At 65.3% G+C, this 10,124-nt stretch carries 12 protein-coding genes, 3 pseudogenes and 1 other annotated feature; of the genes and pseudogenes, 6 read left to right on the top strand and 9 right to left on the bottom strand.

The annotated features are described in order from the left end of the window. Positions 1 to 11: 11 nt before the first annotated feature. The 7 genes and pseudogenes from ABD297_RS17880 to ABD297_RS17910 all read right to left on the bottom strand — a co-directional run bounded on the left by ABD297_RS17880 (position 12) and on the right by ABD297_RS17910 (position 4,779). A complete protein-coding gene (locus tag ABD297_RS17880; RefSeq protein WP_425581194.1) occupies positions 12 to 719 on the bottom strand; it encodes a nucleotidyltransferase family protein in 708 nt (235 codons plus the stop codon). 367 nt (positions 720 to 1,086) lie between these two features. Then, complete coding sequence (locus ABD297_RS17885) at positions 1,087 to 1,344, bottom strand: hypothetical protein (protein WP_344256420.1); 258 nt, start codon at positions 1,342 to 1,344, stop codon at positions 1,087 to 1,089. 50 nt (positions 1,345 to 1,394) lie between these two features. Beyond that, a complete protein-coding gene (locus ABD297_RS17890; RefSeq protein WP_344256421.1) occupies positions 1,395 to 1,679 on the bottom strand; it encodes a hypothetical protein in 285 nt (94 codons plus the stop codon). Continuing rightward, the gene (locus tag ABD297_RS17895) at positions 1,676 to 2,566 is read right to left on the bottom strand and encodes a hypothetical protein (RefSeq protein ID WP_344256423.1); all 891 of its coding nucleotides are present in this window, start codon (positions 2,564 to 2,566) and stop codon (positions 1,676 to 1,678) included. The genes ABD297_RS17890 and ABD297_RS17895 overlap by 4 nt, the downstream gene beginning before the upstream one ends. A 31-nt stretch (positions 2,567 to 2,597) precedes the next feature. After that, positions 2,598 to 3,485 carry a hypothetical protein gene (locus ABD297_RS17900; RefSeq protein ID WP_344256424.1) on the bottom strand — a complete coding sequence of 296 codons (888 nt, stop codon included), beginning with the start codon at positions 3,483 to 3,485 and terminating at the stop codon, positions 2,598 to 2,600. A 116-nt stretch (positions 3,486 to 3,601) separates the two neighbouring features. Next, positions 3,602 to 3,808: pseudogene (locus ABD297_RS17905) on the bottom strand (IS3 family transposase); the annotation flags it as partial. 59 nt (positions 3,809 to 3,867) lie between these two features. Next, a complete protein-coding gene (locus ABD297_RS17910) occupies positions 3,868 to 4,779 on the bottom strand; it encodes a tyrosine-type recombinase/integrase (protein ID WP_344256434.1) in 912 nt (303 codons plus the stop codon). Between the two features lie 21 nt (positions 4,780 to 4,800). On the opposite strand from ABD297_RS17910, the gene ABD297_RS17915 reads away from it, so the two are divergent. After that, on the top strand, positions 4,801 to 5,151 hold the full coding sequence (locus tag ABD297_RS17915) for a transposase (protein WP_425581193.1): 351 nt from the start codon (positions 4,801 to 4,803) through the stop codon (positions 5,149 to 5,151). On the opposite strand, the gene ABD297_RS17920 is transcribed toward ABD297_RS17915, so the two are convergent. Next, positions 5,109 to 5,270 carry a hypothetical protein gene (locus ABD297_RS17920; protein WP_344256425.1) on the bottom strand — a complete coding sequence of 54 codons (162 nt, stop codon included), beginning with the start codon at positions 5,268 to 5,270 and terminating at the stop codon, positions 5,109 to 5,111. The genes ABD297_RS17915 and ABD297_RS17920 overlap by 43 nt on opposite strands. An 80-nt stretch (positions 5,271 to 5,350) precedes the next feature. Here ABD297_RS17920 and ABD297_RS17925 point away from each other — a divergent pair. The 5 genes and pseudogenes from ABD297_RS17925 to ABD297_RS17945 form a co-directional block, all read left to right on the top strand. Continuing rightward, a pseudogene (locus tag ABD297_RS17925) lies at positions 5,351 to 6,334 on the top strand (IS3 family transposase); the annotation flags it as partial. After that, positions 5,360 to 5,491 (top strand) — a sequence feature (AL1L pseudoknot). (Overlaps the previous pseudogene by 132 nt.) Positions 6,335 to 6,379: 45 nt before the next feature. Further along, a pseudogene (locus tag ABD297_RS17930) lies at positions 6,380 to 6,541 on the top strand (ISL3 family transposase); the annotation flags it as partial. A gap of 335 nt (positions 6,542 to 6,876) precedes the next feature. Continuing rightward, positions 6,877 to 7,932 carry a hypothetical protein gene (locus ABD297_RS17935; RefSeq protein WP_344256426.1) on the top strand — a complete coding sequence of 352 codons (1,056 nt, stop codon included), beginning with the start codon at positions 6,877 to 6,879 and terminating at the stop codon, positions 7,930 to 7,932. A 160-nt stretch (positions 7,933 to 8,092) separates the two neighbouring features. Continuing rightward, positions 8,093 to 8,563 carry a UPF0158 family protein gene (locus ABD297_RS17940; RefSeq protein ID WP_344256427.1) on the top strand — a complete coding sequence of 157 codons (471 nt, stop codon included), beginning with the start codon at positions 8,093 to 8,095 and terminating at the stop codon, positions 8,561 to 8,563. A gap of 166 nt (positions 8,564 to 8,729) precedes the next feature. Continuing rightward, positions 8,730 to 8,981: a hypothetical protein gene (locus ABD297_RS17945; protein WP_344256428.1), complete on the top strand. Its 252-nt coding sequence runs from the start codon at positions 8,730 to 8,732 to the stop codon at positions 8,979 to 8,981. 104 nt (positions 8,982 to 9,085) lie between these two features. On the opposite strand, the gene ABD297_RS17950 is transcribed toward ABD297_RS17945, so the two are convergent. Next, positions 9,086 to 9,511, bottom strand: a complete 426-nt coding sequence (locus tag ABD297_RS17950) for a hypothetical protein (RefSeq protein ID WP_344256429.1) — start codon at positions 9,509 to 9,511, stop codon at positions 9,086 to 9,088. Between the last annotated feature and the right edge of the window lie 613 nt (positions 9,512 to 10,124).

Below are 10,124 nucleotides of genomic sequence, written 5' to 3' on the forward strand. Positions count from 1 at the left end.
GCAGGGCCCGCCTAGCGGGACGTGTCGAGCTCTTCGCGGGTGTCGACGTCGCGGCCGGTCGCGAGGTCGCCGCACTCGACGAGCTCGTGCGGGGTGGCGCGGAAGTAGTGGCGGGCGCCGTGGTCGCCGGTCGCCGTGGCGATCACCTGCTCCCAGTGGTCGCGACCGATGAGCGCGGGGTGTCCCGGGACGCCGTCGTATGCCGCGCGGCGGAGCGTCGCTCGGAGGGCTTGCGCGGCTTGGGCGGCGGTCTCGTGGAGCTCGACGGCGTGCTCGTCGGGGTCGGGGTGCGGCGAGTGGTCGTTGTCGACGTGGCCCGGGGCGTCGAGCACGCGGGCGACGACCTCGGGGATCAGGTCCGGCAGGTCGACGAGAGTGACGAGCACGGCGTCCACGCAGCCCTCACCCTCGTGGGTGGAGCGGGTCAGAGCCGTGAGGCCGGCACGGAGCGAGGCGCCCATGCCCTCGTCCCAGTCAGGACAGGGGACGACATTCACGTCACGACCGAGGGCGGTGACGATGGCAGTGACTTCCTCGGCGGCGGCACCGACGACGACGGTTATGCCGGAGCACCCGCCGGCGTGCAGCAGAGAAACGGCGTGCTCGACCATAGTCGGCTCATCCGGCTGCCGGCGAACCAGCGCCTTCGGCCCACCCATCCGCCGCCCAGCGCCAGCGGCCAGCACGAGTCCGCGCACATGCGCCGCCCGGCCGTGCACGGCAGCTGGATGGGGCCCTCCCTCAAGGTCACTCACAGTCGTGAACCTACCCGCGGAGCAGCCCCCTGCCGCCCTCATGCACTGCGCGGCAAACCCGCGTCACCCCGCCCAGATAGGGCGTGTGCCGGAGCGTGCGGCCTACCGCCCAGGAAGCCGCATACATCGACACCCTCGCGAAGCGGCAGGGCCGCGTCTGGAGCGAGTTGGCCGACATCGCGCTCCGCTACCCCTCCGAGCCCCTCGTGCTCCTGTGCTGGTGCAGCACCCGAACCGCCTTCAGAGGCGGCTGCCACCGGCGCTGGGCAGCTGATTGGTTCGAGCCCGAGCACGGCCCTCAGCCTCCCCGAGGCAAGGCTGACGGCGTCACTCAGTCGACGGGGTCATCGCTTCGATCTTTGGCATCCCAAGGCTCCAAGACGATCCAATCGCGCACCCACGCTTCGATGTCGGGGCCCCGCAGGTACCCCGAGAAGGCTTCAAAATGCTCTGCGCCGGGTTGATGCTGGTACTCCGCGACAAAGGCGGCGAGCATCCGGTGGCAGTCCATCGAGATCTGGGTGAGGCCGTGCAAGGACGTGTCCTCCGGTACGAAGTTCTCCACATCTGGGACCCGCTGCTTCGACATGTGCGCGATGTGCTTCGAAGCAACAAGCCACACTCGTTCAAGGCGGCCGTTCAGCGCTCAGGAGGTGCCCAATCAGGCAAGAAGTCGCGCGCTGTCCAATCTTGCTTGGGCATGCGGACGAAGAACTCAGCGACGATTCGCGCGTGCAGATAGAAGGCCTCGCGACATGCCAGCGCCACGTCTATCGGCATGGGTCGTCCGTCGTCGCACGCGTAGGGCAGTAGGTCTCGGACACTCATAATTGAGTAGCCGAGGTGCTGAATGATGTGTTCCTCGGGCGTCATCGAGCGCCATTCGCGCAAGTCCTCGTCGTTCATGTAGTCGACCACGGTCATCCACCGAGCCCAGAGATGATCTGGCCGATCCACTGGATGACGGACCGGCCGCCCTCCGTCGCTGAGGCGAGCAGGAGCGCGTCTCGGGCCTTTGCGAGGATGCCGGGCTTGGACGGATCGGGGCCCTCGACGTCGGCCTTAATCTGCTCCAGCTTCGCCCGGAGGGGCGCGTCCTCGGTATCGTCCCCCAGAGCAGACAGCACGTGCTCGACCAGCATCCGTGTCTGGCTGCGCTCGTCGTCACTGATGTGTTGCACCACGCTTGCGGTGTTCCCCTGCCCGCCGACGACCGCGCCGACATTGCCGCCGTGGACATTGGTGTTGGTGCTGAAGTCATTCGAGACGGATACTAACCCTCGCTCTACGTAATCCCGGATATTCGGCTCGTGGATGGCGTACCGTCCCTTGTTGGTGATCTCCGGTCTGAGGTCAGGGGCGCCCCACGCCCGAACCGACTTGGCGAGCCCATGGTCGCTGAGATACTCAAACTCCGCGAGCACCTCGTCCTCGGTCAGTGGGCGATCGTCGATAGTGCCCTCGTCGGTGCCAACAAGATCCACTGCACGGCCCGGCCGTTTGTCACGGATGAATTCGAGGACTGCCCGCTGCACTGCGTCCCACCTCTCCGGCCCGTCGATGCGTGACTTCCTGAACTTCCGCGCGAGCCGTCGACCGTGCTCGGATAGACGGAACTCGTCGTAGTCCTCGTCCGGGCTGGTGAGCCCGAGCGTCCGTAGTGGAGCAGTCGCCATGCTGCCCGCCCACTCACTGCCAACCACGTTCGCGGCCTGTTGGTGCGTCAGGACCCCGCCGGCCTCCTCTGCTGCGATGAGGACCTTCTCGGCGTCGGTGCCTCGAATCTGACGCCAAACGTCGTCGTCGTTCATCGTTGCCTCCCGCCTCCTCTCCGGTGTCGCATCAGCCACCGAGCCCAGAGATGATCTGGCCGATCCACTGGATGACGGATCGGCCGCCCTCCGTTGCCGCTGCAACGAGGAGCGCGTCTCGGGCCTTTGCAAGGATGCCGGGCTTGGACGGATCGGGCCCCTCGACATCGGCCTTGATCTGCTCCAGCTTCGCCCGGAGGGGCGCGTCCTCGGTGTCTTCCCCGAGACCGGACAGCACCCGCTCGACCAGCATCAGTGTCTGGCTGCGCTCGTCGGCAGTGATCGTCTGCTGGACATTGGTGGTGTTGCCCGAGCCGCCGCTCACCGCGCCGACATTGCCGCCATTGATGGTCGTGTTGGTGCTGTAATTGTTATTCACGGAGACGAATCCGCGCTCCACGTACTCCCGGATGGTGGGCTCGTGCATGGCGTACATCCCCTTGGTGGTGATACGAGGCCGCAGATCCGGTCCGCCCAACGATCGGAACGTGACCAACAAATCGTGCGACGTCAGGTAGTCCAGCGCGAGCCGCGCCTCAGCCTCCGAGACCAGACGACCATCGACTTCGACTCCGATCAAGTCGAACGCACGGGAGGGCGCCCCCTCCGCGACGAGCCGCAGCATCGCCCGCTGGACTGCATCCCATCTTTCCGGGCCATCCATGCGGGACTGCGTGATGTGCTTTGCCAGCGCTGAGCCCTCGGCCGTGAGAACGAGTTCCGCCGCCATCGAGGAGTCATCATGAGCCAGACCAAGCTCGCGCAGGAAGTTCGCCCCCCGCGCCCCCGAGAGCGTGTCGTCGATGCCTTCAAAGTAGACCGACGGGAAAGCCTCGCCTCCAGCCTCATAGGTGTTGAGCAAGACCGTCTCCGCTGTACTGCCCTTGATCTGTCGCCATGCCTCGTGGACGTTCACCATATTCCCTGTCTCTCCTCGCCACATTCCGGACGGCGACCCGGCAGGTCCTAGCCTCGCAGCGTGGTCTGACAGCGCGGGTGGGTCTGCTGCACGAACGGGCACAGTTTCGGTTTGGCCGCCTGGGTGGCGTTTGTCGTCATGATCAACTCGTATTCGATAGGGGTCAACCGGCCGAGACCGGCCTGGCACCGGCGACGGTGGTAGGTCCGTTCGATCCACGTGACGATCGCGATCCGCAGCTCATCACGGGTCGCCCAGCGTCGCCGGTCCAGGACGTTCTTCTGCTGCAGCGCGAAGAACGACTCCATCGCAGCGTTGTCCCCGGCTTAACCGGCTAATCGGCGCGGGCTTCTTTCCGGTTCGGTCCCTTTCGTTTGTTGCCTCACATGGCGGTCGGGCGTGTCGCGGCCTCGTCGATCAGGGTGGTCAGGCGGTTGATGAGCCGCAGGTGGCGTTCGGTTTCCGCGTCCCAGCCGCGGGTGGTGGCGTCCGCGGCGAGGGCGCCCGCGTCGTCGCGTTGCGCGGTCAGCACGGGCAGGTAGCTGGCGGTGGTGTGGAAGCTGGGGCAGTGTTCGCAGATGTTCGCGTAGCTGCACGGGCCTTGGGCCGGGGCGCGGAGGCAGTAGCCGCCGGCGAGGGCGGTCTTGACGGTCGCGGTGGTGCGCCAGTCGTCGCTGGTGCTCGGCGCCGGCTCGCTCGGGTTGGGCAGGGCGCCGATGGACTGCTTGGCCAGCTCGAGGGCCCGCTCGTACTCGGCACGGACAGTGGTGTCGAACAGGTGCCCGTAGCGCAGGCTCATTTCGGCGGATACGTGTCCGAGGATGGCCATCAGGGCTTGCAACGAGACGCCGGCGTTGACCAGGGCGGTGGCGTAGGTGTGTCTGAGCTGGTGAGGGGTGACGTGTCCGATGCCGGCGCTCTTGGCGGCGCGGTCGAGCTCCTGGCGCAGCCGGTTCTGTCCGATGCGGTGGCCGTGGGCGGTGAACAGGAAGTCCGCGGGTCGTCCGGTACGCGGGTGCAGGATCGGCCGTCCGGGGCTGCGGTGGGTGGTGATCCGGTCGATCAGCGCGAGGACCTGGGCGTCGATGGGGACCATTCGTTCGGTGTCGAGCTTGCCGAGGGGGACCTTGAGCCAGGACCCGGAGCCGGGTAGGTCGATGACGGCGTCGAGCTCGAGGTCGAGCAGTTCCCCGATCCTCAGGCCGCAGGCGCGTTGTAGCAGCAGCGCGTCGGCGGCGAGGCGGTGCGGGGAGGCTTCGAGTGAACCGCCCTGACTCTCCCGGAGGGTGCTGATCTAGCAAGGGAGACTGTTCTCATGCCTGCACCGAGGAAGTTCGACGAGGCGACCCGTGAGCGAGCGGTCCGGATGTACCGGGACCGGCTCGAGCAGCACGGGGAATCGAAGGTCGAGGCGCGTCGCCAGGTCGGCGCGCTGCTCGACCTCAACCAGGCCACGATCCGCAACTGGGTCGAGGCCGAAGAGAGGGCCGAGGGCTCGCGCCCGGCGGCATCGACACGTGCGGCGGAGTCGGAGGAGGTGCGTGCGCTCAAGCGTCGGGTGGCCGAGCTGGAGCGGGCCAACGACATCCTCAAGACCGCCTCAGCTTATGCAGGTGATCGGTGTCAAGTGGGGGTGTCGTCGAGGCGTTTGAGCAGCGCGTCATAGATGTCGCGGCGGCCGGTTTGACCTTTGGTGTTGGCGTCGTCGCGTTGGGCCTGGATGGTGGGCCGGTGTTCGATGGTGGTGAAGAACAAGCACGGCACGAACGACCCCAGCACGGACATCCCGACCTCCTCCACGGACGCCGTCACCCACAGCCTCCACCCGCCCCCGCCCAGGCCCAGAACCGACGCGCCGAACACCCACATATCAAGCCGTTTTTCGCTCAGGCGGAGCTCGACCGCCGACTCAAGTGATCGTGGCCTACATCGATGAGTACCGGGACCGGTTCGGCGTCGAGCCGATCTGTGCCGTGCTGACCGAGCACGGCATGAAGATCGCGCCGTCCACCTACTACACCCACAAGGCCCGCCCGGTGTCCGACGCAGTGCTGGAGGAGGCGTACCTCGTGAACGCGCTGGTGACCCTCTGGCAGGAGAACTGGGGCGTGTACGGGGTCCGGAAGATGTGGCACGCAGCCCGCCGTGCGGGCCTTCAGGTGGGCCGTGACCAGGTCGGCCGCCTCATGGCCATCGCCGGGATCCACGGGGCCGTCCGCGGCCGGCACCGCACCGTCACCACGAGGCGGGACGAAGCCGCGGTCCGTCACCCGGACCTGGTGCACCGCGGCTGGGACGCCCCGACCGGGCCGGACCAGCTGTGGGTGGCCGACTTCTCCTACGTGTGGACGCTGGCCGGGTTCGTGTACGTCGCGTTCGTCGTCGACGTGTTCTCCCGGCGGGTCCTGGGGTGGCGGGTGTCCACGAGCAAGCACACGGCGCTGGTCACCGACGCGCTACGCCAAGCGCTCAACGTCCGCACCCGGCGTGAGGCCCATTGGACACCAACAGGTTTGGTGCACCACTCGGATGCCGGATCGCAGTACACGTCGGTGGCGTTCACCGCCGAGCTGATCGCTGCCGGGATCGCCGGCTCGATCGGGACCGTCGGGGACGCGCTCGATAACGCGCTCTGCGAGTCGGCGATCGGGCTGTTCAAGACCGAGGCCATCGACATCGCCGGACCCGCCTGGGCCGACCGCCGCGAGGTCGAGTGGCAGGTCGCCCGCTGGGTCCACTGGTACAACCACCAGCGACTGCACTCCTCAATCGGGAACCTGCCCCCGATTGAATACGAACACGCTCACCGGCAGGCTAAGACCGTGGCCCCCAACCCGGAGGTCGCGTAAATAACCAGCCCTCCGGGAGACTCAGGACACTTCACCTACCACCAGGCCAGCCACGACCAAGGCCGCGTCGTCGCCGAGAAGATCCTCGACTCGTTCTCCTCGTGCCCGATCCCGGAGATCGCCCGACTCGGCCGCACGTTGGCGCAGTGGCGCGAGGCGTTCCTGGCCTACTTCACCACCGCCGGCGCGAACAACGGCGGCACCAAGACAAATCTGACGATTGAGTGAACTTGCCACCTGGCCCCGCTAGCATCAACTGTCGAACCTCAGGTCCTGATGGAGGAATGTTGCGCGCTAGAATCGCACATCTACTGGTTGCTGGATTAGCGCTGACGCTGCCGGCACTCATTGCGGGCTGCTCGTCACCCGCCGCCTCCCCAGTTCCAGGTGCGGAGTCGATCAAAGGCACCGATGGCCCAATGACGGATACGCAGGGTCCTGCTAGTCCCACACCCTCGTCGCCAGCGCCTGACGAAGCAGCAGCAGCAGCAGTAGGAACGGTACTTTTCCAGGTAGACGGTAAAGGCCGCCCGGTTCTGGCGATGAATCGTAATGCAGGATTCTCCTACCTAGATAGCATAATCTCGCCGTCCGGAAAAGACGAGTCCATCTTTTCGAGCTTCGACCAGTCGGGAAATCGAATGGCTCAGGTTACGTCTGACCAGGGGTTTACTGGAGAGTGCGGGCTTGCGGACGTTGGCTCACAAGCTTCCAGGATAGTCATTACCGAAAATCTCATTACCCAGCCGGCCCAGGGCGTCTCCCCGGAGACACGTAGCCTCGATGTGACGGGCTGGGACCCCGTCACCGGCTCCAAACGCTGGAACACAACGGTCCAGCCACCTGACGAGCGCACCGGTGCGTGCCTCAATGAGAACAGCCTGAGCCTGGATCACCTCACTGCAACTTCAGACGGGAGGTACGCTCTGCTCGCGGCAGGCGGGGTCCTCTTGGACCTCAAGAGTGGCAGCATACTCAAAAGGGGTTCTGTTCGAGGCGTCTTAGGCGACTACTTGGTAGTCGGCGATCGAGTTCCATACGCCTTGGTAGATCCCGCCACTGGCCGCAGGATGGGAACAATGCCTGACATTTCCCCAGATGCGTGGGGCTGGGCGGGGTCGCACGGTGTTCTCACTGAGGAAGGTGCAGGGAGTAGCCTCGATGGCAAGGTGCTATTCGGCACGGAGGCTTCGGAAAACGGGACCTTTGGCAACGGGCCCATCAAGGCCTGGTCAATACCGTCCCTTAAACCGCTTTTCGTCGTGAAGTCCAAAAACGACTACACCGAATCATTGAGTGGTGTTGCAAATGGCATTCTTCTGATCACTCGAAGAAGTGCACAGACCGGCGAGGAGACGACGGCGGCGCTAGACCAAGAGACAGGCGCTCTGCGATGGGCCCTGCCTGTGGTCGTCGGCATCTGCGGTGCCAGCTCCAGCCAACTATCGGTCTCGGTCAACTCTCAGAGGGCGACCCTTGACCCACACACTGGCAAGCAGCTGTCGTACTCGGCAAACGACGTCAATTGCGTGGGCCCCATCTCAATGAGCGGCCTTGAGAGTGACGGCAACAGGATCACCCAGCGCCTGGCACCTTGAACGCGCATGTACGGGACCACTGCGGGGGTTGACGGCAGCAGGTGAACAAACTCAGGTTCTATGCCGGCGCCGACGCCCTGCGTCCTTCCGCCGCGAGTTCGGCGCAGACGGCCGAGGCCTCACGGACCGGGGCGCTGCACTCGAGTTCTACGCTGAACAGGTGCTCAACCTGGACAGCATCGACGTCGAGGAGATCGCCACGGCGCTGGAGGACCAAACGGACTATGACCATCGCTGGCTGATCGATCCGCGCACGGGCGAGATCGTTTTCTGGACCAGCGACACCGGCATCGACGGTGAGAACCCCGTCGAGATCGACGAGCCGGATCTCATTGCCATAGATCCCCTTCCGTCCTACGTGTGGTACCAGGACATGGTCGACTTCGCCGAGGGCATCAGCGACTGGGCTGCTGGTCGACGCCTGCGTGCGTCGTTGCAGGGGAAGGGTGCGTTCCGGCGGTTCCGGAACGAGGTGTACGACCACCATCCCGAGCTGATCTCGGTCTGGCAGGCGATGCGTGATGCCAGGGCCCGAGTCCGGGCGGTCCAGTGGCTGGTGGACGAGGGCCTGGTCGACGACGATGCAGGTCAGCGGTTCATCCGCGACAACCCGGAGCCCGACCTGCCCTGAATCACACTCCACGCAGATGCGGCTACGAGACCCGGCTGCTGCGTGGCCACCGTGAGTCGCTTCGCCGCCTATCGCCAGCCACTGCCCTTCGCGACCTGTTGAGCACGCCTGTCTGGGTTCGGCAGTTCGAGCGATCACACGGTCCTCCTGTGGGGAGATGGCACGCATGACCCCCGCCGAAGCAACCGCCGTCAACAATGTCATCAGCTACATCGTCGCCAAGGACCCCACGCCTCCAGCGGAACTGGTCCGCTCGCTGTACATCCTCGCCAGTCGTGCCCACAACCGGCTTCAGGGAGGATGGCACGAAGACGCCGTCAAGCGTCAGTGGCCCTACGCCTTCGCGGATGGAGTACCGGTCGCGGCAGCGAGTCCGACGGACCCGACGACACCAAGCGGTCCGGTGAACCCGGCGTAGTCGGTCCCCTCGCGTGCGTTCTTCCGCTGCGAAGCGGCGGTGTCTTACCGCGATGTGTGCAGCTCGGTGGCCAGACGCGGCCGACGACGTAGCTCGCGACCTGCCTAGTCTGCTTGGTCGGTGTTGCGGAACAGATAGATGCCGACGAGCTCGCCACTCACCGCCGTCTGCTGGCCGCTGGACATGAACTTGTCGCGGCTGCTTTCGCCTGTGATCAGGAATACGTAGCCAACGTGCTCAAGTCGCCAGCCCACTGCCTCGATGCCAGCAAGGGTGCCGGCGTGACTCTGCGTGTTCACCTTGGAGAGGGCAAAGTTGTTGCCGCCCCAGACCGTGCTGTCGCGCTGTGAGGAGCCCACCTTTAGCTGAATCTCGAAGAAGCCTTGGCCTTGCTCCTTGGCGGTGGTCGCTTGCCCGATCGGGCTCGCCAAGAAGGCGTCCTGCTCGCGCTTCGCCTTAGCGGCCTCTTCACGCTGGGCCTTTTCCCTAGCTTCGATTTCCTTCTGCTCTTGAGTCTTTCCAAACGGCACCGATGACCTCCTGAACGCGTGAAATGCATACTCGATACAGGGTGCCCTGTCACGGGGTGGGTGTCAGGCGTTTCGTGGCGAGTACACCTCGACCGCCTACCAAGCTGACAAGGGACCGATCTCGTGCGACCGACGGACTGGATGGGGCGTCCAAGTAGTAGCGCGTCCAGCCCACCCCACCCCTCTCGAACCTCTCCTCTACCTGCGTCCTCGCGCCGCGTAGTGCGCGAACAGGCAGAGGGCGCTTGACCAGCGCTCAGCTGCCAGCGGCCTCCGCGATCTTCTTTAGCGTCTTTGCCGCCCTCGATCCCGACAACTCAAGCTCCCTGAGGTGCTCGGCACAGATTCGGATGCCACGCACGGTAGTGACCGCGGAGCGCTCATCTCGATAGGTATTCATGACTACACAGAGTGCACAGGTGTCGCCTGTCGAAGGGCCTGCCATTTCTCCCCCTGACGAGTGGAAGGACTCTCGCTCGATGAAACTGAACCGCCCCGGGATGTCCGGAGACTTACTGGTTTGAGAGCTCCAGCTCCTGCTGGGACTCGTTTTGAGCGTAGTAGGCCGCTTCGAGTTCGGCCGGTGGGACGTCGCCGCAGTACGCGTAGAGGC

Origin of the sequence: Terrabacter carboxydivorans (assembly GCF_039532035.1) — a bacterium.
GTDB lineage: Bacteria > Actinomycetota > Actinomycetes > Actinomycetales > Dermatophilaceae > Terrabacter > Terrabacter carboxydivorans.

What these genes read in the sequence shown, in the direction of transcription:
- ABD297_RS17920 (WP_344256425.1), bottom strand. Translation starts at nt 5,270, where the DNA reads ATGTCCGTGCTGGGGTCGTTCGTGCCGTGCTTGTTCTTCACCACCATC.
- ABD297_RS17900 (WP_344256424.1), bottom strand. Translation starts at nt 3,485, where the DNA reads ATGGTGAACGTCCACGAGGCATGGCGACAGATCAAGGGCAGTACAGCG.
- ABD297_RS17890 (WP_344256421.1), bottom strand. Translation starts at nt 1,679, where the DNA reads ATGACCGTGGTCGACTACATGAACGACGAGGACTTGCGCGAATGGCGC.
- ABD297_RS17945 (WP_344256428.1), top strand. Translation starts at nt 8,730, where the DNA reads ATGACCCCCGCCGAAGCAACCGCCGTCAACAATGTCATCAGCTACATC.
- ABD297_RS17935 (WP_344256426.1), top strand. Translation starts at nt 6,877, where the DNA reads ATGAATCGTAATGCAGGATTCTCCTACCTAGATAGCATAATCTCGCCG.
- ABD297_RS17895 (WP_344256423.1), bottom strand. Translation starts at nt 2,566, where the DNA reads ATGAACGACGACGACGTTTGGCGTCAGATTCGAGGCACCGACGCCGAG.
- ABD297_RS17915 (WP_425581193.1), top strand. Translation starts at nt 4,801, where the DNA reads ATGCCTGCACCGAGGAAGTTCGACGAGGCGACCCGTGAGCGAGCGGTC.
- ABD297_RS17885 (WP_344256420.1), bottom strand. Translation starts at nt 1,344, where the DNA reads ATGTCGAAGCAGCGGGTCCCAGATGTGGAGAACTTCGTACCGGAGGAC.